Genomic DNA, 23,350 nt, shown 5'->3' with positions numbered 1-23,350 from the left:
ACGCGAAGGGGCCGCACGTTGAGCCAGATCACCATCCCGGAGCTGATCGAGCGCCGGGCGCAGGAGCAGCCGGACGACCCGGCGTACACGTTCGTCGACTACGAGTCCGACCCGGCCGGGGTGGCCGAGAGCCTGACCTGGTCGGAGCTGCGGGACCGGGTGAACGTGGTCGCCGGCCGGCTCGCCGGGTGCGGCTCCCCGGGCGACCGGGCGGCGATTCTGGCGCCCCAGGGACTGGAGTACGTCGTGGGTTTCCTGGGCGCGATCCGGGCCGGTTTCATCGCCGTGCCGTTGTCGGTGCCGCAACCCGGTCAGCACGACGAGCGGGTGGCCAGCGCCCTGCGGAACTGCTCGCCGGCCGCCGTGCTGACCACCTCCGCGGTGGTGGACGAAGTCCGCAAGTACGCCCAGGCGCAGTCCGGGCAGCGCCACCCGCGGGTGATCGAGGTGGACGCCCTGGACTTCGATTCCCCGGTGAATCCCGTTGCGGTGGAGACGTATCCGAAGATCGCCTATCTGCAGTACACCTCGGGCTCGACCCGGCAGCCGGCCGGGGTTGAGATCACCCACCGCAACGCCCTGGTCAACGTGGACCAGGCCGTCACCGAGTACTTCGAGAACCTCGACCGGTCGCCCGAGGACATGACGGTCGTGTGCTGGGCCCCGCTCTACCACGACATGGGCCTGATCCTCGGTGTGTTCATGCCGCTGGGCACCGGCCGGCCCTGCGTGTTGCTGAGCCCGGTGGCGTTCATGCAGAAGCCGGTGCGCTGGATTCAGCAGATGGCCGCCCACCCGAGTGTGATCACCGCCGGGCCCAACTTCGCCTTCGAGGTCGCCGCGCGCCGGTGCGGCGACGCCGACCTGGAAGGCCTGGACCTGAGCGGGGTCCTGGTGATGATCAACGGCGGCGAGCGGGTCCAGGCCACCACCGTGCGGCGGTTCGCCGACCGGTTCGGCCCCTACGGACTGCCGGACTCCTCGATGCGCCCGACCCTTGGGATGGCCGAGGCGGCGGTGTTCGTCGTCACCTCGGCCGGCGGGCGGCCGCCGACGATGGTGCGTTTCGACACCGAGAAACTGGCGGCCGGGCATGCCGAGGTGTGCGCCGAGGGCGGCTCGGAGCTGGTCACCGCCGGCCGGCCGAGAACCTGCGAGTTGCGGGTCGTCGACCCCGAGACGCTGCTGGAGAAGCCGGCCGGCGAGGTCGGGGAGCTGTGGATGCGCGGCGAGCAGGTCGGCTCGGGGTACTGGCGCAACCCGGAGGCCACCGATCGCACGTTCAACGGGCAACTGGCGCAGGCCGCCGCGGACCCGGGCCGTTGGCTGCGGACCGGGGACCTGGCGGTGATGTTCGACGGCGAGGTCTACATCATCGGCCGGCTCAAGGACCTGCTGATCGTCGACGGGCGCAATCACTACCCCGACGACATCGAGGCCACCGTCGTCGCGTTCACCGGTGGCCGGGTGGCCGCGGTCTCCCTCCCCGATGAGACCACCGAGCGGCTCGTGGTGATCGCCGAAGTCAAACAGGGCGGGCCCGAGGAGCTCGCCGCGCTGAAACAGCAAGTGACTGCCGCGGTTTCGCGGACCCACGGGGTCCGGGTGAGCGATGCGGTGTTCGTGGCCCCGCGTTCGCTGCCGGTCACCACCAGCGGCAAGGTGCGCCGCAAGGCCTCCCTGGAGCTGTACCGGACCGGACAGCTGCGCCGCCTCGACGACTGTGGACCGGCATGAGCGAACCGACCATTGCGGAGCTGATCGAGCGCCGGGCGCAGGAGCAGCCGGACGACCCGGCGTACACGTTCGTCGACTACGAGTCCGACCCGGCCGGGGTGGCCGAGAGCCTGACCTGGTCGGAGCTGCGGGACCGGGTGAACGTGGTCGCCGACCGGCTCGCCGAACTGGGTTCCCCCGGTGAGCGGGCGGTGGTGCTGGCACCGCAGGGCCTGGATTACATCGTCGGATTCCTCGGCGCGGTCCGGGCCGGGTTCGTCGCCGTGCCGTTGTCGGTGCCGCAACCCGGTCAGCACGACGAGCGGGTGGCCGGAGCGATGGACGACAGCACACCGGTGGCCGTCCTGACCACCTCGGCCGTGGTCGACGAGGTTCGCAAGTACACCCAGGCGAAGTCCGCCCAGCGGCCCCCGAAGGTCATCGAGATCGACGCCCTGGACTTCTACTCGCCCGCGACCCCCCCGGTGGTCGAGGGCGCCCCCAAGATCGCCTATCTGCAGTACACCTCCGGGTCCACCCGCCGGCCGGCCGGGGTGTCCATCACCCACGCGAACGTCATCGCCAACCTGGATCAGGCGTTTCCCGACTACCTCGAGGCCTTCGACTACCCGGCCCGGGAGATGACCGTGGTCTCGTGGGCGCCCTTCTATCACGACATGGGAATGGTCGTCGGCGTCTTCATCCCGCTCTACAGCGGATGCCCGGCGGTGCTGATGAGCCCGGTTTCGTTCCTGCAGAAGCCGGTGCGCTGGCTTCAGCACATCGCCGCCAATCCCAACGCCTACACCGCCGGCCCGAACTTCGCCTACGAGCTGGTCATGGCCCGCACCTCCGACGAGGACATGGCCGGCCTGGACCTGAGCCGGACCGCCGTGATGATCAACGGAGCCGAGCGGGTGCGTGGATCGACGGTGCGGCGGTTCAACGAGCGCTTCGCGAGGTTCGGCCTGCCGGACTATGCGGTACGCACCACCTGGGGGATGGCCGAGGCCACGGTCTACGTGGCGTCCTCGCCCGGCGGGCGGCCACCGGCGGTGCTGCGTTTCGACACCGACAAGCTGACGGCCGGGCACGCCGAACCGTGCGAGTCGGGCGGGTCGGAACTGGTCAGCCACGGCCCGCCGCGGTCGTGTGACTTCCGGATCGTCGACCCGGTGACCCGGGTGGAGAAGCCGGCCGGCCAGGTGGGCGAACTCTGGGTCCACGGTCCCCAGGTGGCGGCCGGGTACTGGCGCAACCCCGAGTTGACCGAGCAGGTTTTCAACGGCCAACTGGCGCAGGGCGTTCCGGCCGGCCCGTGGCTGAGGTCCGGGGATTTCGCGGTGATCTTCGATGAAGAGCTCTACATCATCGGCCGGATGAAGGATCTGCTGATCGTCGACGGGCGCAACCACTACCCCGACGACATCGAGGCGACCGTCGCCAGGATCACCGGCGGGCGGGTTGTCGCGATCGCGGTCGCGGACGGCGCCGACGAGCAACTCGTCGTCGTGGCCGAAACCAAGACCAAAGACGCCGACGCCTTGTGCGGGCTCAAACCTCAAGTGACAGCTGCGATTTCAAAGGCTCACGGGGTCCGGGTCGCCGACCTGGTTCTGGTGGGCGGCAGTTCGATCCCGGTCACGACGAGCGGGAAGGTGCGCCGTTCGGCGTCCAGGGAGCTGTACCGCTCCGGCGAATTCCGGCGATTGGACCTGAGTCCATGACCTCAGACTGGAACGAGGAGGCCCTCCGGCACTGGCTGGTCGACTATCTGGTCGACGGCCTGGGCTGCAGCCGGGAGCAGATCGACCGGGGCGCGTCGATGCACGATCTGGGCGTCGGTTCCCGGGATGCGGTGGTGCTGACCGGGCGGCTCTCGGAACTGCTGGGCCGGGTCGTCGCGCCGGTGGAGTTCTGGCAGTACCCGACGGTCGAGGCCTTGGCGCGGTTCCTGACCGGCGGGGAGGTGGAGCCGGTCGGAACGGGACCCGGCCTGCCGCGCGGCGGCCTCGGGCGCGAACCGATCGCGCTGATCGGGGTGGGTTGCCGGTTCCCGGGCGGAGTCTCGGATCTGGACGGCCTGGCCGAATTCCTGGCGGCGGGCGGGTCCGGGGTGCGGGAGGTGCCGCCGGGCCGCTGGTCGGACTTCGAGGACGGCCCGCCGGAAGACGCGGCGGTGGTCGCGGAGACCACCCGCTGGGGCGGGTACCTGGAGGCGCTGGCCGACTTCGACGCCGAGTTCTTCGAGATCCCGGCCGGCGAGGCCGACAAGATGGACCCCCAGCAACGACTGATGCTGGAGGTGACCCAGGAGGCCCTCGACCACGCCGGCATCCCCGCCGACGCGCTGGCCGAGACCCGGACCGGGGTGTTCGCCGGGGCCTGCTCGGCGGAGTACTGGCCGATCGCCACCGCCGATCTGGCCGCGGTGGACGCCTGGTCGGGGACCGGCGCCGCGCTGAGCATCATCGCCAACCGGGTGTCCTACTTCTACGACCTGCGCGGTCCGTCGGTGACCGTCGACACGGCGTGCTCGTCGTCGTTGGTGGCGGTGCACATGGCCTGTCAGAGCCTGCGGTCGGGGGAGTCGGACCTCGCCCTGGCGGCCGGGGTGAACGTGGTGCTGTCCCCGGCTCCGACGCGCAGTTTCGATGTGGCCGAGGTTCTTTCGCGCTCGGGTTCCTGTCATGCCTTCGACGCCGCGGCAGACGGGTTCGTGCGCAGCGAGGGCGCCGGGGTGGTGGTGCTCAAGCGCCTGGGCGATGCGCTGCGCGACGGCGACCGGGTGCTGGCGGTGGTGCGCGGATCGGCGGTCAACCAGGACGGCCGGTCCAACGGCCTGATGGCGCCGAATCCGGCCGCGCAGATGGCGGTGCTGCGGGCGGCCTACGCCGATGCCGGGGTGGACGTGCGCGAGGTCGACTACGTCGAGGCACACGGCACCGGGACGCTGCTGGGCGACCCGATCGAGGCGCGGGCGCTGGGCACGGTGCTCGGCAAGGGCCGGCCGGCCGGCGAACCGTTGCTGATCGGGTCGGTGAAGTCCAACCTGGGTCACCTGGAGGCCGCCGCCGGGGTGGCCGGTCTGGCCAAGGCGGTGCTGGCGGTCAGTCGGGGAGTCATCCCGGCCAACCGCGGCTACCAGAACCCCAACCCGCACATCCCCTTCGACAAACTGCGGTTGAAAGTCGTTGCCGAGCAGACTGATTGGCCGGACCGTAGCCGCCCGCGCATCGCCGGGGTGTCCTCGTTCGGGTTCGGCGGCACCAATGCGCATGTGGTTCTGGAGCAGGCTCCGGAGGCGCCGCCGGCCCAGGCCGTGGCGGGGGATCCGGCGCCGGCGGTGAGCACGCTGGTGGTGTCCGGGAAGAGCCCGGCCCGGATCGCCGCCACCGCGGGGGCGCTGGCGGACTGGCTCTCCGGCGCCGGCGCCGCGGTCGGCCTGGAGCAGGTGGCCCACACCCTCAACCACCACCGCAGCCGCCACCGGGCGTTCGCCACCGTCTGCGCCCGGGACCGGGCCGGGGCGGTGGCCGGGTTGTCGGCGCTGGCCGCGGGCCGGTCCGCCCCCGGCGTGTCCGGGCCGCACGAGGGGTCCTGCCGGCCGGGCACGGTGTTCGTCTACTCCGGACAGGGTTCGCAGTGGGCCGGAATGGGCCGGCGGTTGCTGGTCGACGAGCCGGCCTTCGCCGCCGCGGTCGACGAGCTGGAACCGGCGTTCGCCGCCCGGGTCGGCTACTCGCTGCGCCGGGTGCTGGAGTCCGGCGAACCGGTGGTCGGCGACGCGCGGGTGCAACCGGTCGTGATGGGCCTGCAACTGGCGCTGACCGCGTTGTGGCGCTCCTACGGGGTGCACCCCGACGCGGTCATCGGGCACTCGATGGGTGAGGTCACCGCCGCGGTGGCGGCCGGCGCGCTGACCGCCGAGCAGGGGTTCGACGTCATCGCCGCGCGGTCCCGGCTGATGGCCGGGCTGGCCGGGCCGGGCGCGGTCGCGCTGCTGGAAGCCGACTCCGCCGCCGCCGCGGACCTGATCGGCGACTACCCGGGGGTCGAGATCGCCGGATACCTCTCGCCCCGCCAGACGGTGGTGGCCGGTCCGGTCGCCCCGATCGAGGCCATGCTGGCCGCCGCGGCCGCCGCCAACCGGTTCGCCCGCCGGGTGAACATGGAGGTGGCCTCCCACACCGCGCTGATGGACCCGGTCTGCGAGCCGCTGCGCGCCGAATTGGCCGGCCTGGTCCCGCGGGTGCCCGGCATCGCGATGTACTCCACGGTGGCCGACCCGACCGCGGCCCCGAAACTCGACGCCGACTACTGGGTGGCCAACGTGCGCCGGCCGGTGCGCTTCCACCAGGCGGTCACCGCGGCGGCCGCCGACCACGCGACCTTCGTCGAGATCAGTCCCAACCCGATCCTGACCCACGCTATCGACGCCACCCTCGGCGATGCCCACCACCACGCCATCGGCACCCTGGTCCGGGACGACGACGACACCCGCGGTTTCCACACCAGCCTCAACGCCACCCACACCACGCACCCGCCGGCCACCCCGCATCCGCCCGGCCCGCACACCCCGCTGCCCGCCGCGCCCTGGCGGCACAGCGCCCACTGGGTGCCCAAGCGGGCCCGCCGCGCCACCGACCCCGCCGCGTCCCGCGGCCTTCCGGTCGCCTCGGTGGTGCCGGCCGAGTGGGTGTGCACGCTGCACTGGCCGGCCCGCCCGGCGGCCGCCGACCCGGCGCCGGACGCCGGGCAGACCTGGCTGGTCATCGCCGATCGCGCCGTCGGCGCCGAGATCGGCCGACTGCTCGGCGGCGGGCCGGCGGTGACAGTCGTCGAGCCCGCCGAACTGTCCGCCGACCCCGAGGCGGTCATCGCCGGACTCGGCGCGGTCACCGACGTCCTGTACGCCCCGCAGGAAGCCGCGTGCTGGGATCCGGCGACTGGAACGCGGATCTTCACCGCGGCGCGAAACCTGGCCGTGGCCATGGCCGATCGTCCGCTGCCGCCGAGGCTGACCATGCTGACCCGCAACGCGGTGCCGATCGAGGCCGGCGACCGGGCCAACCCCGCGCACGCGGTGCTGTGGGGACTGGGCCGCACGCTGGCACTGGAACACCCCGAGATCTGGGGCCGCGTCATCGACGTCGACGAGTCGGTGCCCGCCGAACTGGCCGCGTCCTGGGTGCTGGCCGAGTCGCGCGCCGGCGGGTCCGAGGACCAGGTCCTCTACCGCGCCGGGGTTCGGCGGGTGGCCCGGCTTCGTCAGACGGCCACCGCCGCCTCGTCGTCGGTGCGACTGGACCCCGGAGGCAGCCACCTGGTGATCGGAGCGACCGGGAACATCGGCCCGCACCTGATCGGCTACCTCGCCGGTCAGGGCGCCGGCACCATCGTCGCGGTGTCGCGCAACCCCGGCTCCCGGCTGGACGGATTGACAAAAGCGCTGTCGCTCAAAGGAATCCGGCTGGTGACCGTCGCCGCCGACGCCGGTGACGAAGCCGCGCTCACCGCGTTGTTCGACCGTTTCGGCGCCGACCTTCCCCCGTTGGCCGGTGTCTATCTGGCCGCGTTCGGCGGCGGCCCGACGACCCTGCGGGACATGACCGATCACGACGTCGCCGCCATGTTCGGCCCCAAGATCGACGCCGCCTGGCTGCTGCACCGGCTCTCGCTCAAGCACCCGGTGCGCCAGTTCGTGCTGTTCACGTCGATCTCCGGGCTGCTGGGTTCGAGGTGGCTGGGCCACTACGCGGCGACCACCACCTTCCTGGACACCTTCGCTCACGCGCGGCGGGCGGCCGGGCTGCCGGCCACCGCCGTCGAGTGGGGCTGGTGGAAGTCCCTGGCCGACGCCCAGTCCGACTCCGAACGCCAGGTCACCCTGGACTCCGGGCTGCTGCCGATGCCCGACGACACCGCCATCCGCGCCCTGTCGGTGCTCACCGGCCCCGAGGCGCCGGTCTGCTGCGCGATCGTCGCCGCGGACTGGGGCCGGCTGGCCGCCGCCTACCGCACCCGGGCCTCGCTGCACATCGTCGACGAGTTGGTGTCCGAAACCAGCGCCGACGATCCCGCCGGCGCCGAGACGCCGTTCCGTTCGGCCCTGCGGGACGGCGAGCCGGCTGGGCGGCGGGCCGTGCTCACCGAGCACGTGTGCGCACTGGTGGCCGAGGCCATGGGCCTGGCCGCGCCGCAGGAGGTGGACCGTTCGGCGGGATTCTTCCAATCGGGGATGAATTCCCTGATGAGCGTCGCGCTCCGGCGATCGCTCAGCGACTCTCTCGGCGAGGAACTGCCGGCGTCGGTGATCTTCGACTACCCGACCGTCGACGACCTGGTCGGCTACCTCTCGGCGCGGCTGCCGGAGACCGCTGCTGGCGTCGAGGCCGCCGACGGCGAAGACTACGGCGATGACTACGGTGACCTCGCCGAGGACGAACTGCTGCGGCAACTATCGGAAAGACTGAGCTAACCGCCATGACCACCCCGTCAGCCCCGCCGCCGGACCGCCGCGCGATCATCACCGAGGCGCTGCGCAAGATCGACGATCTGACCGCGCGCCTGGCGATCGCCGAGAAGGCCTCCACCGAGCCGATCGCGGTGGTGGGCATCGGCTGCCGGCTGCCCGGCGGGGTCGGCAACGCCGAGGAGTTCTGGACGCTGTTGCGCGAGGGCGCCAGCGGGGTGATCCGGGTGCCGGCCGACCGATGGGACGCCGACGCCTACTACTCCGAAGACCACACCGTGCCGGGCACCATCTGCAACCGCGAAGGCGGGTTCCTGACCTCCTGGCAGCCCGACGAGTTCGACGCCGAGTTCTTCAACATCGCCCCCCGGGAGGCGGCGGCGATCGACCCCCAGCAACGGCTGCTGCTCGAAGTCACCTGGGAGGCACTGGAGAACGCGGGGATCAACCCGCAGACCATCCGCGGCACCCAGACCGGTGTCTTCATCGGCCTGACCACCAACGACTACTACCACTCGGTGGCCGGCAAGCTGCGCCGCGAGCAGATCGACGCCTACATCCCGTTCGGCAACGCGCCGAACTTCGCCGCCGGGCGGTTGTCGTACTTCCTCGGCGCCCGCGGCCCGGCGGTCGTCCTGGACACCGCATGCTCGTCGTCGCTGGTCTCCATCCACCTGGCGTGTGAGAGCCTGCGCCGCAGGGAGACCGACACCGCGCTGGCGGCCGGGGTCAACCTGATCCTGAGCCCGGAGAACAGCATCGCCTGCTCGCGCTTCGGCATGCTCTCGCCGGACGGGACCTGCAAGACCTTCGACGCCGACGCCAACGGCTACGTGCGCAGCGAGGGCTGCGGCGTGGTGGTGCTCAAGCGCCTGGAGGACGCGCTGCGCGACGGCGATTCGGTGCTGGCGGTGGTGCGCGGGTCGGCGGTCAACCAGGACGGCGCCAGCAGCGGGCAGACCGTGCCGAACGGCCCCGCGCAGCAGGCGCTGATGCGCCAGGCGCTGCACGCGGCGCGACTGGCGCCCTCGGAGGTGGACTACGTCGAGGCGCACGGCACCGGCACCGGGCTGGGCGACCCGATCGAACTCGACGCGCTGGCCGAGGTGTACGGCGACCGCGACGGCTCGGCGCCGCTGGTGCTGGGCTCGGTGAAGACCAACCTCGGCCACCTGGAGTCGGCGGCCGGCGTCACCGGGTTCATCAAGACGGTCCTGAGCGTGTCCCGCGGGCACATCCCGCGGCAGTTGCATTTCACCAAGCTCACCCCGCAGGCCGGGCCGGGCGCGTCGAAGTTCGTCATCGCCGCCGAGCCGCTGGACTGGCCGGAGGCCGGCCGTCCGCGGCGGGCCGCGGTGTCCTCGTTCGGGGTCAGCGGCACCAACGCCCACGTCGTCATCGAGCAGGCGCCGGTCACCGGGCCCGCGCCGGCCCAACCCGAGCCGCCGGTCAGCACCCTGGTGGTCAGCGGCCGAACCGCCGAGCGGGTCGCCGCGACGGCCGAGCGGCTGGCCGGCTGGCTGGAGGCGACCGACGTCGACCTGGCCGGAGTGGCCCACACGCTCGACCACCACCGGGCCCGCTACCCGGTCTTCGCCACCGTGACGGCCTGCGACCGCGGGCAGGCGGTGGCGGGCCTGCGCGCGCTGGCCGGGGGCTACCCGGCGCCGGGCGTGGTCGCCCCGCACGCCGGTCCGTGCGGGACCGGCACCGTGTTCGTCTACTCCGGGCAGGGTTCGCAGTGGGCCGGGATGGGCCGGCGGCTGCTGGCCGACGAACCGGCGTTCGCCGCCGCCGTCGACGACCTGGAGCCGGCCTTCGTCAAGGCGGCCGGGTTCTCGCTGCGCCAGATCCTGGAATCCGGCGAGGCCGTCGTCGGCATCGACCGGATCCAGCCGGTGCTGGTGGGTGTCCAGCTGGCGCTGACCGAGCTGTGGCGGGCGCACGGGGTCACCCCCGACGCGGTGATCGGGCACTCCATGGGCGAAGTGACCGCGGCGGTGGTGGCCGGGGCGCTGAGCCCGGCCGACGGACTCAAAGTCATCGCCACCCGGTCGCGCCTGATGGCCCGGCTGTCCGGGCAGGGTGCGATGGCCCTGCTGGAATTGTCCGGCGCCGCCGCCGAAGAGCTGCTCGCCGCTCACCCCGGGGTCACCGTCGCGGTGGAGGCCTCGCCGCACCAGGTCGTCGTCGCCGGACCGCCCGATCAGGTCGACGCGGTCATCGCGGTGGTCTCCGCGCAGGAGAGGCTGGCCCGGCGGGTGGACGTCGACGTCGCCTCCCACCACGCGATCATCGACCCGGTACTGCCGGACCTGCGCACCGAACTGGCCGACCTGTCCCCGCGGCCGCCGGCGATCCCGGTGTTCGTCACCACCGGCGGCCGGGACGGCAGCGCCGCCTTCGACGCCCAACACTGGGTCGACAACCTCCGCAACCCGGTGCGCTTCACCCAGGCGGTGGCGGCCGCCGGCGCCCGGCACACCTTCTTCATCGAGGTCAGCCCGCACCCGCTGCTGGGCTACGCGGTGGACCAGAGTCTCGAGGGCACCCACCACCACACCCTGGGCACTCTGCAGCGCGACACCAACGACACCTTCAGCTTCCGGGCCGGCCTGAACGCCACCCGCACGGTGCGCCCGCCGGAGGCGCCGCACGTCTGCGGGCCGCGTCCGGCCCTCCCGGCGACCCCGTGGCACCACACCCGGCACTGGCTGGCGACGCCGACGGAACAGCCGGCCGCGGCACCCGCCGCGGGGTCCGGCGGCGCCGGCGGGACCGGGGACTGGTTCCTCCGGCTCGACTGGCCGGTCCGGGACCTGCCGGACGGCGCCGGCGACAGCAGCTGGCTGGTGCTGGGCGACCCCGGCCAGGCCGCGGAACTGGCGGCGCTGCTCGGCGGGGACTCCCGCGCCCTGGACATCGCCGACCTGGCGGCCGGCGCCCCCTCGCACGCGGCGCTCACCGGAGTCGACTACGTCCTCTACGCGCCGCCGCCGCTGACCGGCATCGACGCCGCCGCGGGTTACCGGCTGTTCAACTCCGCGCGCCGGCTGCTCACCGTGCTGGCCGGGATGGCCGAGCCGCCGCGGCTGATGGTGCTGACCCGCAACGGCCAGCCGATCGAGGACGGCGACCGGGCCGACCCGGCGCACGCCGTGCTGTGGGGGATGGGCCGCACCATCAGGCTGGAGCACCCGGAGATCTGGGCCGGCATCGTCGACGTCGACGAGTCGGTTCCCGCCGAACTGGTCGCCCGGATCCTGGCCGCCGAGGCCGACGGCGCCGGCGACGACGACCAGGCGGTCCACCGCCGGGGCCGGCGCCATGTGCCGCGCCTGCAGCCGCACACCGCTCCCGCGGTGGTGCCGACCCGGTTCGAAGGGCACACCAGCCACCTGGTGATCGGCGCGACGGGCAACGTCGGACCGTACCTGATCCGTCAGCTCGCCGAGATGGGCGCCGGCACCGTCGTTGCGGTATCCCGCAGTGGCGCAGGGCAATCCGCCGAACTCGCCGAGGAACTGAAGGCGTCGGGATGCACGCTGGTCGAGGTGGCCGCCGACGCCGCCGACGAGGCCGCGATGACCCGCCTGTTCGCGCGGTTCGGGGCGGACCTGCCGGCCCTGGAGGGCGTCTATCTGGCCGCGCTGGCCGGCGGCGAGGCGTTGCTGACCGAGATGAGCGACGCCGACGTCAACACCATGTTCCGGTCCAAACTGGACGCCGCGGCCGTGCTGCACCGCCTCACGCTGCGAAACCCGGTGCGCCGCTTCGTGTTGTTCTCCTCGATCACCGGGATCATCGGATCCAGGTGGCTGGGCCACTACACCGCGGCAAACACCTTCCTCGGCGGTCTGGCCTATGCCCGGCGGACCATGGGCCTGGCGGCGACGGTCGTCGAGTGGGGCCTGTGGAAGACCTGGGCCGATGCCCAGCCGTCGACCAAATCCGCAGGGCTGCAACCGATGCCGAACGACGTCGCCATCCGGATGCTGCCCGCGGTGCTCAGTCCCGACGCCGGCGTGCAGTGCGTCGTCGCCGGTGCGGACTGGCAGCGGCTGGCCGACGCCTACCAGATGCGGGCGCCGCTGCCGGTGATCCGCCGGCTGCTGGCCGGCGGTGACGCGGCCGACATCGGCGCGGTGCCCGGGCCGGACCCCGGAACGCTGCTCGGCGAGGCGGTCGGCGCCGGCCACTGGCGGGCCGCGCTGCTGCCCGGTGCGAAACCGTACCCGGGCGGGCACCGGGTCCGCGGTGTCGAGGTGGTGCCGGTCTCGGTGCTGCTGCAGACCCTCGTGACGGCCCGACCGGGCCGGTCGGGCCCGGCGATCCTCGGCGACGTCCGGTTCGAGTACCCGGTCGTCGCCGAGCAGCCCCGCGTCATCCAGGTCATGGCCGACGGGGACGCGGTCACGCTGTCCTCGAGCGCCGGGCCGGACACCCCCGCCGACCGCTGGACGCGGCACTGCAGCGCCGCGGTCGCCGCGGTGCTGCCCGAGAAGCCTGTCCCGTGCGCCGACGGGGAGACCGCCGAAGGGGCGGCACCGGCCTGGGACGCGTCGGCGATCACCGAACTGCAGCGCAAGTCCGGCGTCGAGGGGCAGCCGTTCGACTGGTCGGTGCACAGTTGCGAGCCGGCGCCGGGCGGTCTGCGGGCCGCCGTCGGCCTGCCCGAGCCGTCGGCGGTGGCGCTGATCGACGCCGCGGTTCACCTGGCCCGCCTGCTGGAGGGCGGCGAGTCGCTGATGCTGCCCGCCGCGATCGACGGTGTCGAGGTCGCGGCGGAGCCGGCGGCCGAGGCCGTGGTGGAGGTCCGGCGGCGCGCCGGGGCGCCCGGCGAGCTGGTGGTCGACCTGACCGCGCGGGGCGCCGACGGCGCCGCGTGCCTGGACATCCGCGGCCTGCGCTTCGCGCAGGTGGATTCGGTGGCCGGCCCGGCCGAGTCCGCACCGGCGGCGGCGCCGGTCGACGTGCCGGACTTCTCGACGATGACCGGCGATCAGGTCGTCGAGGAACTCAAGCTCAGGCTGCGCGGCATCCTGGCCCGCGAACTGGGCATGCCGGAGTCCGCGGTCGACTTCGACCGGCCGTTCCCGGAGCTGGGACTGGATTCGATGATGGCGATGACTCTGCTGCGCGACGCCAAGGCGCTGGTGCAACTGGAGTTGTCGGCGACGATGCTGTGGAATCACCCGACCCTCAGCACGTTCGCCGAACATGTCGCAGGGCTGCTGATCCCGGCGTCCGAACCCGAGGAGCAGCACGCGGAGGAGGCGTCCGAGGACGCCTTCAGCGTGCTGGACGCTCTCTTCGACAGTGTGGAAGGTGAAGCCCGATGAAGACGACCTTCGATCGGATCTCGGCCATGACGGCCGAGCAGCGCGGAACGCTGGCCGAGCAGTTCGAGAAGGCCGCCCGGATCTCCGGCGCCGAACCGGTGGCGGTGATCGGCATCGGCTGCCGGCTGCCCGGCGGGATCAGCGGGCCCGAGCAGTACTGGGAGTTCCTGGAGAACGGCACCGACGCGGTGAAGGTGGTGCCCCCGGACCGCTGGGACGCCGAAGCGTTCTACGACCCCGATCCGATGGCGCCGGGGCGGATGCCCACCAAGTGGGGCGCCTTCCTGTCCGACGTCGCCGGTTTCGACGCGGACTTCTTCGGCATCTCCCCCCGCGAGGCCGTCGCGATGGACCCCCAGCAGCGGGTGGCCCTGGAAGTGGCCTGGGAAGCGCTGGAGAACGCCGGCCTGGCGCCGGAAAAGCTGGCCGAGACCCGCGCCGCGGTGATGCTGGGCGTCTACTACAACGAGTACCAGACCATCGCCGGGGACAACCCGAACACCATCGACGCCTACTCCGCGACCGGTAACGCGCACAGCGTCACGGTCGGGCGGATCGCCTACCTGCTCGGTCTGCGCGGTCCGGCGGTGGCGGTCGACACCGCGTGCTCCTCGTCGCTGGTATCGGTGCACCTGGCCTGCCAGAGCCTGCGGATGCGGGAGAGCGATCTGGCCCTGGCCGGTGGGGTGAACCTCGCGCTGCGCCCGGAAACCCAACTGGCACTGGGTAAATGGGGGATGCTGTCACCGCGGGGCAAGTGCAACGCGTTCGACTCGCAGGCGGACGGCTTCGTGCGCGGCGAGGGCGCCGGCATGGTCGTGCTCAAGCGTCTCACCGATGCCGTCCGCGACGGTGACCGGGTCCTTGCGGTGGTGCGCGGGTCGGCGGTCAACCAGGACGGCCGGTCCAACGGTCTGACCGCGCCGAATGCCCCGGCCCAGCGGGACGTGATCGCCCGGGCGCTGCGTTCGGCGGACGTCGCGGCGTCGTCGGTGAACTTCGTCGAAACCCACGGAACCGGGACCGCGTTGGGCGATCCGATCGAATTCGACGCACTCGCCGCCGCCTACGGCCGGGGCGAATCTCCGTGCGCGCTCGGGGCGGTGAAGACCAACTTCGGTCATCTAGAGGCTGCCGCGGGCATCACCGGTTTGATCAAAACGGTTCTGGCGCTGCGGCATTCCGTCATCCCGCCGAACCTGAACTTCACCGAGTGGAATCCGGCGATCGACCCCTCGGCCACCCGGTTCTTCATCCCGACCGCACCGGTGCCGTGGCCGGCCGGCGACGGTCCGCGCCGCGCCGCGGTGTCGTCGTTCGGGATGGGCGGCACCAACGCGCACGTGGTGCTCGAGCAGGGTCCGGCCCCGCGGCCGCCGTCGGCGGCGGGCCCGGCGGTGACGACCCTGGTGGTCTCCGGCAAGACCCCGCAGCGGGTCGCCGCGACCGCCGGCGTGCTGGCCGACTGGATGGCCGGTTCCGGCGCGTCGATCCCGATCGCCGACGTCGCCGCGGGGCTCAACCACCGGAGCCGCTACGGCACCGTCGCCACGGTCTCGGCACGCGACCACGACGAGGCGGTCAGCGGTCTGCGGGCGCTGGCCGGCGGCCGGCCCGGTCCGGGGGTGACCGCCAGCCATGAGGCCTCGCCCGGGCCCGGCACGGTTTTCGTCTACTCCGGTCAGGGCGCGCAGTGGCCCGGGATGGGCCGGCAACTGCTCGTCGACGAGCCGGCCTTCGCGGCGGCGGTCGACGCGCTGGAACCGGCGTTCGTCGACAAGGTGGGGTTCTCGCTGCGGCACGTCCTGGAGGTGGGGGAGCCGCTGACCGGGATCGCCCGGATCCAGCCGGTGCTGGTCGGGATCCAGCTGGCGCTGACCGAGCTGTGGCGCTCCTACGGGGTGGAGCCCGACGCGGTGATCGGCCACTCGATGGGCGAGGTCACCGCCGCGGTGGTGGCCGGCGCGTTGACCCCGGCCGAGGGCCTGGACGTGATCGCCACCCGGTCCCGGCTGATGTCGCGGCTGTCCGGTCAGGGCGCGATGGCGCTGCTGGAACTCGACGCCCCGGCCGCCGAGCGGCTGATCTCGGACTACCCGGAGATCTCGGTCGCGGTGTACGCCTCGCCGAACCAGTCCGTGATCGCCGGGCCGCCGGAACTGGTCGACGAGCTCGTCGCCAAGGTCGACGCCCAGGGCAAGCTGGCCCGGCGGGTGGAGGTCGATGTGGCATCGCACCACGCCACCGTCGACCCGATCCTGACCGAGTTGCGGACCGCGCTGCAGCACCTGTCGCCGGTCGGTCCGACGATCCCGGTGATCAATACCGCCGAATATCCTGGGGGCACAACGCTTTTCGGTGCCGAATACTGGGTGGCGAACCTGCGCAACCCGGTCCGGTTCAGCCGGGCGGTGGCAGAGGCCGCGGCCGACCACAGCACTTTCATCGAGATCAGCCCGCACCCGCTGCTGACCCATGCGCTCAACGAGACGCTGGGCCGGCGCAACGCCCGGGTCTCCGGCACGGTGAATCGCGACCACCCGGAGACGCTGACCTTCCACACCCAGCTGGCCCTGGTGCGGCCGCCGGTGGACAGGGCCGCGGCCGAACGCGGGGACCTGCTCGTCGACCTGCCCCCGACGCCCTGGCTGCACACCCGCTACTGGATGCAGACACCCTCGGGGGGAAGGGAATTCGCCGGATCGCATCCGCTGTTGGGAGTCCACGTCGAACTGCCCGCCGGGACGGGCCACGTGTGGCAGTCCGATGTGGGAACCGAGGCCAACCCGTGGCTTCAGGACCACCGGGTGCACGGCCAGCCGGTCATGCCCGGCGCGGGTTTCGCCGAGATCGCCCTGGCCGCCGGTTGTGAGGCACTGGGGGTGGCGCCGCGGAACCTGGAGGTGACCCGCCTGGAGGTGGAGCAGATGCTGCCACTGGACGACCAGACCCGGCTGACCACCCAGTTGGCCTCCGACGGGGAGGGCGCCCGGGTGGAGATCCACTCCCGCTCGGCGTCGGGTACCTGGAAGCGCCACGCGGTCGCCCGGATCGCCGCCGTGACCGCGGCGGCCCCCGCGCCGGCGGCGGCCGGGACGGGAGGCGGCGGCGCGACGCTGGCGCCCAACGACTTCTACACCGCGCTGCGCCGCACCGGCGCCTATCACGGACAGGCTTTCGCCGCGCTGACCCGGATCGTCCGCACCGCCGGCGGTGCGACCGAGACCGAGATCGTGCTGCCCGATGAGGCGACCCCCTACCGGGGGGCCGTGCTGCACCCGGTGATGCTCGACGCCGCGCTGCAGAGCCTGGCCGCGGCGATGCCCGCCGAGATCCTCGCCGACTCCGGGGACGTCACCTATCTGCCGGTCGCGATGGAATCCATCCGGGTGTTCGGCGACGTGGGCCGCCGGGCCCGGTGCCGGGCCGAACTCGTCAGCATCGCCGAGGGCGCCGGCGACGCGGTCGGGCGGATCACCCTGATGGACGAGGCGGGCACCCCGACCGCGGAGGTGACCGGTGTCTACCTGCGCCGCGTTCAGCGCCAGACCGTTCCACTGCCGTTGTCCCGCAAGCTGTTCCGGCCGGTGTGGGAGGAGACGCCTGCCCCGTCGGGCACCGAGCCGCAGGGCAGCTGGCTGGTCCTGACCGACGGTCCGGACTCGGCCGCGGCGGAATTCGCCGTGGGGTTCCTCTCGCCGCGGCGGCGGGTGATCACCGCCGACCTCAACAACGAGTCCGAAGTCAAGGACGCCTTCGCGGAGGTGGCCGGCGACCCCGCGCTGCCGCCTGCCGGGGTGGTGTTCCTGGCCGCCGATCCGGCTCAGGACAGCGACCCGGAGGCCGCCCTGACCCATGCCCGGGACCTGGTCTGGTCGGTGGCCGCGGGGGTGCGCAGCATCATCGGCGGCTGGCACGGCAGGCCACCGCGGCTGTGGCTGGTCACCCGCGGCGGACTGGTGGTGGACGGCAGTCCGGGCGCGGGCAACCCGGTGGCCGGCACCCTGCGGGGCGTGGTCCGGGTGCTCGCCTACGAGCACCCGGCGCTGCGCACCACGCTGGTGGACCTGGATGCCGACGACGACGCCGCGGCGGCGCTGACCATCGAACTGGCCTCGCCGACCGCCGACGACGTGGTGGCCTGGCGCGGCGGGCGCCGCTACGTCGAACGGCTGGCCCGGGCGGCCGAACCGGAGCGCCGCATCGACCCCGTCGTCCGTCCGGACGGCTCCTACATCGTCACCGGCGGACTCGGCGGGATCGGCCTGAAGGTCGCCGCCTGGCTGGTGGACGGCGGAGCCGGGCGGGTGGTGCTCAACGGGCGCAGCGCTCCCACCGAGGCCGCGCGGGCGGTGCTGGCCGGACTGGGTGAGCGCGCCGAGATCGTCGTCGAACTCGGCGACCTGGCCGAGGCCGGGGTCGCGCAACGGCTGGTCTCGGCGGCCGAAGCGGACGGCAGACCGCTGCGGGGCGTCATCCACTCCGCGGCGGTGCTGGCCGACGAACTGGTCGGCGGCCTCACCAGGGACAGCCTGGAGGCGATCTGGGCACCCAAGGCCGCCGGCGCGCTGCGGCTGCACCAGGCCCTGGACGAGAAGGGGACCGGCCGGCGACTGGACTGGTGGGCGGCGTTCTCCTCGATGGCCTCGCTGCTGGGTTCGCCCGGGCAGCTGTCCTACGCCTGCGCCAACGCCTGGCTGGATGCGCTGGTCGAATGGCGCAGGGCGGCCGGCCTGCCGGCCACCGCGATCAACTGGGGACAGTGGGCGGACGTCGGTCTGGCCCGGGCACTGACCTTCAGCGTGCTCGACCCGATGGACCCGGCCGAGGGCCTGGAGGCGCTGGAGGCCGTCCTGGCCGGCGACCTGGGCAAGGTCGGCGTCGCCCGGTTGCGCCTGGACCGTGCCGCGGAGGCCTTCCCGGAGATCGGCGAACTCGGTTTCTTCGCCAACCTGGCCGGTGAACTCGACCTCGGCGACGCCGACGACGACTGGGCCGGGCCGGACGCGCTGCGCGGGATGTCCGCCGAGGAGGTCGACCGGATCGTCACGGCACGGCTGCGCAAGAGGATCTCCGCGGTGATGGGGTTCTCCGCCGACGGCGCCATCGCGGCCGACCAGCCGCTGACCGGGCTGGGGATGGACTCCCTGATGGCGGTGCGGATGCGCAACACCATCCGGTCCGACTTCGGCGTCGAACCGCCGGTGGCGCTTATCCTGCAAGGCGCCACGCTGGCCGACCTGGCCGTGGACCTGATCCGTCAACTCGGCCTCGCCGAGGCCACCACCGAACGTCCCAACGCCGTTCGTGACCGTGCCCAACAACGAGCCGCCGCCCGCCAACAGGCGGCGGCGCGGCGAAAGGTGAGACAGCGACCGTGACCACCGTCAGTCCCAACGCGATCGCGGTCGTCGGCATGGCCGGCCGGTTCCCCGGCGCCGCCTCGGTGTCGGAGTTCTGGCGCAACCTGCGCGACGACGTGGAATCCATCGTCGATTTGTCCGAGGACGACCTGATCGACGCCGGGGTGGGGGAGCAGGCCCTGGCCAACCGCGCCTATGTCCGGCGGGCGGCGCTGCTGCCCGGCATCGAGGAGTTCGACGCCGACTTCTTCGGATTCACCCCGCAGGCCGCGCGCATGCTCGACCCCCAGCACCGGCTCTTCCTGCAGGCCGCCTGGCACGCCCTGGAAGACGCCGGCTTCGACCCGTCCGACACCGAGAAGACCGTCGGTGTGTTCGGGACCAGTTCCACCAGCGGCTACCTGCTCTACAACGTGATGTCGCACTACGACCCCGCCATGGTCATCGGGCAGGGTGCGAGCTTCGACATGGTCGCGATGTCGCTGAGCAACGACAAGGACCACCTGGCCACCCGGGTCGCCCACCTGCTCAACCTGCGCGGCCCGGCGCTGGCGGTCCAGACCGCCTGCTCGTCCTCGCTGGTGGCCGTCCACCTGGCCTGTCAGAGCATCCTCAACGGCGAGTGCGAGATGGCGCTGGCCGGCGGCGCCTCCATCCGGGTTCCGCACCACGTCGGCTACTGGTACGAACCGGGGTCCATGGTGTCACCGACGGGGCGCTGCCGTCCCTTCGACATCCGTTCGGACGGAACGATTTTCGGCAGCGGAGTGGGTGTGGTCGTGCTCAAGCCGCTGCAGGACGCCCTCGACGACGGGGACCGGATTCACGCCGTGATCCGGGGCTCGGCGCTGAACAACGACGGCGCGACGAAGATGAACTACGCGGCGCCCACCGCCGCCGGCCAGGCCGAGGTGATCGCCGAGGCGCACGCGGTCGCCGAAGTCGACGCCTCGACGATCAGCTACGTCGAGACGCACGGCACCGGCACACCGCTGGGCGACCCGATCGAGATCGAGGGCCTGCGGCAGGCGTTCGCGATCTCCGAGGAGGACCGGCAGGGACCGTGCCACCTCGGATCGGTCAAGTCGAACATCGGCCACCTCGAGACCGCGGCCGGCATCGCCGGACTGATCAAGACCATCCTCTGCCTCAAGCACCGGGCCATCCCGGCGACGCTGCACTACACCAGCCCCAATCCCGAACTGCACATCGACCGCGGACCGTTCGCCATCCGCGGCCAGGACGGGCCGTGGGAGTGGAACGGACCGCTGCGCGCCGGTGTGAGTTCCTTCGGGGTCGGCGGCACCAACGCCCACATCGTGCTGGAGGAGGCGCCCGCCGTCGCCAAGTCGGAGGTCAACGACGCCCCCCAGGTGCTGCTGCTGTCGGCGCGCACCGCCGAGGCCCTCGACGGCGCCCGGCACGCCCTGGCGGCCGAACTGTCCGACGCCGACGAGGTCAGCCTGTCCGACGCCGCCTACACCCTGACCCGCCGGCGCCGGGAACTGGTCCGGATGGCGGCGGTGGTCAACGACCAGGAGCACGCCGCGTCGGTGCTGGGCGCCGCCGAGCACGACAACGTGTTCGTCGGCGAGGCCCCCGCGCCCGGCTCGGGCGCCCAGAACAGCTCGGACCGGGTGGTTTTCGTCTTCCCCGGCCAGGGGGCCCAGCACATCGGCATGGCCCGCGGTCTGCACGAGTGCGAACCGGTGTTCCGGGAGCACTTCGACGCCTGTGCGGCCGCCTTCGGCGCCGAGATGGGGTTCGACCTGCGCGCCGAGGTCTTCGACGGCAGCGGCCGCAACCTCGAGCGCACCGACCGGGCCCAGCCCGCGCTGTTCGCGGTGGAGTACGCGCTGGCCAAGCTGGCCGAGTCCTACGGTATCCGGCCGGCGGCGCTGGCCGGGCACAGCATCGGCGAATGGGTGGCCGGAACGCTGGCCGGGGTGTTCGACCTGCCGACCGCGGTGAAGGCGGTCTCGATGCGCGCCCGCCTGATGCACGCCTCCGCGCGGGGCGTGATGGTGGCGGTCGCCCTCGGTCCGGACGCCATCGCCGAACACCTCACCGCCGACGTGGATCTGGCCGCGATCAACGACCCGGGAAGCTGTGTGGTGGCCGGCTCCGACAACGCCGTCCGCGACTTCCAGGCCCGGCTGGCCGAGAGCGGCATCGTGGCCCGGCGGGTCCGCACCGCGCACGCCTTCCACTCCCGGTTGATGAACCCGGTGATCCCCGAGTTCACCGCGTTCCTGTCCCGGCTGGACCTGCGCGCACCGCGGATCCCGCTGCTCTCCAACGTCACCGGGACGCAGATGACCGACGCCGAGGCGACGGACCCGTCGATGTGGGCCAGGCAGATCCGCCAGACCGTCCGGTTCTCCGACGAACTGGGCGTGTTGCTGTCCGACCCGGCCCGGGTGCTGGTCGAGGTGGGTCCGGGCGGGACGCTGACCGCCTCCGCCATGCGCCACCCGGCCTGGGCGGCCGGGCACCGGGCCGTCCGGTTGATGCGCCACCAGGCGCAGAACCGGAGCGACCGCGACACCTTCCTGCTCGCCCTCGGCCAACTCTGGGCGGCCGGCGTCGAGGTCGACTGGACCCCGCGCATCGGCGCCCAGCCGACCCTGGTGTCGCTTCCCGGGTATCCCTTCAAGCGGCAACGGCACTGGATCGAACACAATCCGGCCAGCCGGGCCGGCGCGGCCGGAATGTCCGGCGCGGCCGGGGAGACCCCGGCCGCCGCCGACGTCGCCGCGCCGGTCTCGGGCACCTCCCAGGTGGAGGCCGCCCTGCTGCGGATCTGGGCGCAGTGCCTCGGTGTCTCCGGGGTCGACCGCAACACCAACTTCTTCGAGGTGGGCGGCGACTCGCTGGTGGCGATCAGCGTGGCGATGACGGCCGCCAAGGAGGGCCTGGACCTCACCCCGCAGGACCTCTACGAGAACCAGACGCCCGCCGCACTGGCCCGCGCGGTCACCGCCCGCTACGCCGAGGGCAGCCTCGCCCGTCGCACCCGCGGCGACTCCGGCCATCCGCCGGTGCCGCCCAACGTCGCCCACTTCCTCGAGCACGGCCTGCGCGACGTCGGCGGTTGGCGGGTCCCCCTGGTGCTCCAACTGCGCCCGGACGTCAGCGTCGACGACGTCCGCGCCGTGCTGACCGCGGTGGCGAATCACCATGACGCACTGCGGCTTCGGCTCGTCGATCACGGCGGAACGCCGAAAAAAACGAACTGGGATCAGCGGCTCGGCGGGCCCGAGGAGTTCACCGCGCTGAGCACCCACACCCTGCCGGCGGGCATCGAAGCGGGCAGCGACGCCGAGCGCGAAGCGGTGATGGCCGTCCTCTCCGAACAGATGCGCGCACAGCACCTGCCCGGCTCACCGCTGAACGCCGCCTACGTCGGGGCGCAGGACCGGGCGTACCTGATGCTGGGGCTGCACGGCGTCGCCGCCGACCCCCCCTCCCGCGACATCCTGCTCACCGATGTGTTCACCGCCTTCGGCCAGCGGCTGGCCGGGGATCCGATCGTTCTCGAGCCGGTGCGCACGCCGTGGCGGGACTGGCTGCACCAGTGCGCCGGGCTGGCCCTGCACCCGGCGGTGCTGGAAAGCCGGGACCACTGGCTCGGCGTCGTGCGGGAGGCCTCGCTGAGCGTGGCCGAACCGGCACCGGAACCCCCCGGCGCCGGGGACCTCGCCCGGCTGCCCTCGGTGCTGACCGCGGAGCAGACCGGCGAGGTCGACGACCTGCGGCGCCGGCTGGGGGTGCCGACCGAGGACATCCTGCTGGCGGCACTCGGCCGCGCCGTCGGCGCCACAGTCGGCCACGGCAGGGTCGCCGTCGAACTGGGCGGACAGGGGCGCTCGGTGCTGCGGCCCGACGTCGACGTGGCCCGGACCGTCGGCTGGTTCACCACCGTCTACCCGGTGACCATCCCGTGCGCGACGGCCCGGGAGGCCGGCGCGCGGGAACTGCTCGACGACATCGCCGCGACCCTGAAAGCCGTCCCGCACCACGGGATCGGCTACGGCCTGCTGCGCTACGTCTACGCGCCGACCGCGCGACTGTTCGGCGCCGGCCGGCCGGCCGACATCTTCTTCTCCCACCTCGGCACCATCCCGGATCTGCCGCCCGGGCAGTCGCCGGAGGCCCCGGTCCGTTTCGATCCGGACCTCGCGCTGCCGGTCCGGGAGGCGGTGCCGGGTCTGGGCCATGCCATCGAGTTGCGGGCGTACCGTCACTCCGGCGTGCTGCACGTCGACTGGTGGTACGACACCCGCCGACTGAGCCGCGCCGATGTGGAGTCGCTGTCCCGGCACTTCTCGGCGGCGCTGCTGGAACTGACCGCAGAGGCGTTCATCGAGAACGAGATCGATTCCGCCGAAGACGAACTGGCGCTCGTGGACCTGTCGTCCATCGACACCGCATAGAAAACTCGACACCAGATA

6 protein-coding genes are annotated in these 23,350 nt (G+C 72.7%); all 6 read left to right on the top strand.

Annotation, left to right across the window (positions count from 1 at the left end; translation table 11 throughout):
- Nucleotides 1–18 precede the first annotated feature (18 nt).
- The 6 genes from ADBZ5U_RS01070 to ADBZ5U_RS01045 are packed head-to-tail and all read left to right on the top strand — an operon-like array spanning nucleotide 19 to nucleotide 23,332.
- Nucleotides 19–1,737, top strand: a complete 1,719-nt coding sequence (locus ADBZ5U_RS01070; protein WP_526261471.1) for a fatty-acid--AMP ligase — start codon at nucleotides 19–21, stop codon at nucleotides 1,735–1,737.
- On the top strand, nucleotides 1,734–3,443 hold the full coding sequence (locus ADBZ5U_RS01065) for a fatty-acid--AMP ligase (RefSeq protein WP_526261469.1): 1,710 nt from the start codon (nucleotides 1,734–1,736) through the stop codon (nucleotides 3,441–3,443). The genes ADBZ5U_RS01070 and ADBZ5U_RS01065 overlap by 4 nt, the downstream gene beginning before the upstream one ends.
- Complete coding sequence (locus ADBZ5U_RS01060) at nucleotides 3,440–8,197, top strand: beta-ketoacyl synthase N-terminal-like domain-containing protein (RefSeq protein ID WP_526261467.1); 4,758 nt, start codon at nucleotides 3,440–3,442, stop codon at nucleotides 8,195–8,197. Before ADBZ5U_RS01065 ends, ADBZ5U_RS01060 begins: the two co-directional genes overlap by 4 nt.
- Nucleotides 8,198–8,202: 5 nt before the next feature.
- Entirely contained in the window at nucleotides 8,203–13,533 is a 5,331-nt protein-coding gene (locus ADBZ5U_RS01055; RefSeq protein WP_526261465.1) for an SDR family NAD(P)-dependent oxidoreductase, read from the top strand.
- Entirely contained in the window at nucleotides 13,530–18,914 is a 5,385-nt protein-coding gene (locus tag ADBZ5U_RS01050) for a type I polyketide synthase (RefSeq protein ID WP_526261463.1), read from the top strand. Before ADBZ5U_RS01055 ends, ADBZ5U_RS01050 begins: the two co-directional genes overlap by 4 nt.
- Nucleotides 18,911–23,332: a type I polyketide synthase gene (locus ADBZ5U_RS01045; protein ID WP_526261461.1), complete on the top strand. Its 4,422-nt coding sequence runs from the start codon at nucleotides 18,911–18,913 to the stop codon at nucleotides 23,330–23,332. Before ADBZ5U_RS01050 ends, ADBZ5U_RS01045 begins: the two co-directional genes overlap by 4 nt.
- Nucleotides 23,333–23,350 lie beyond the last annotated feature (18 nt).

Origin of the sequence: Mycobacterium sp. (genome assembly GCF_040398885.1) — a bacterium.
GTDB lineage: Bacteria > Actinomycetota > Actinomycetes > Mycobacteriales > Mycobacteriaceae > Mycobacterium.
Note: the sequence above shows the minus strand (reverse complement) of the source record. Positions and strands in the feature narration are given on the sequence as shown.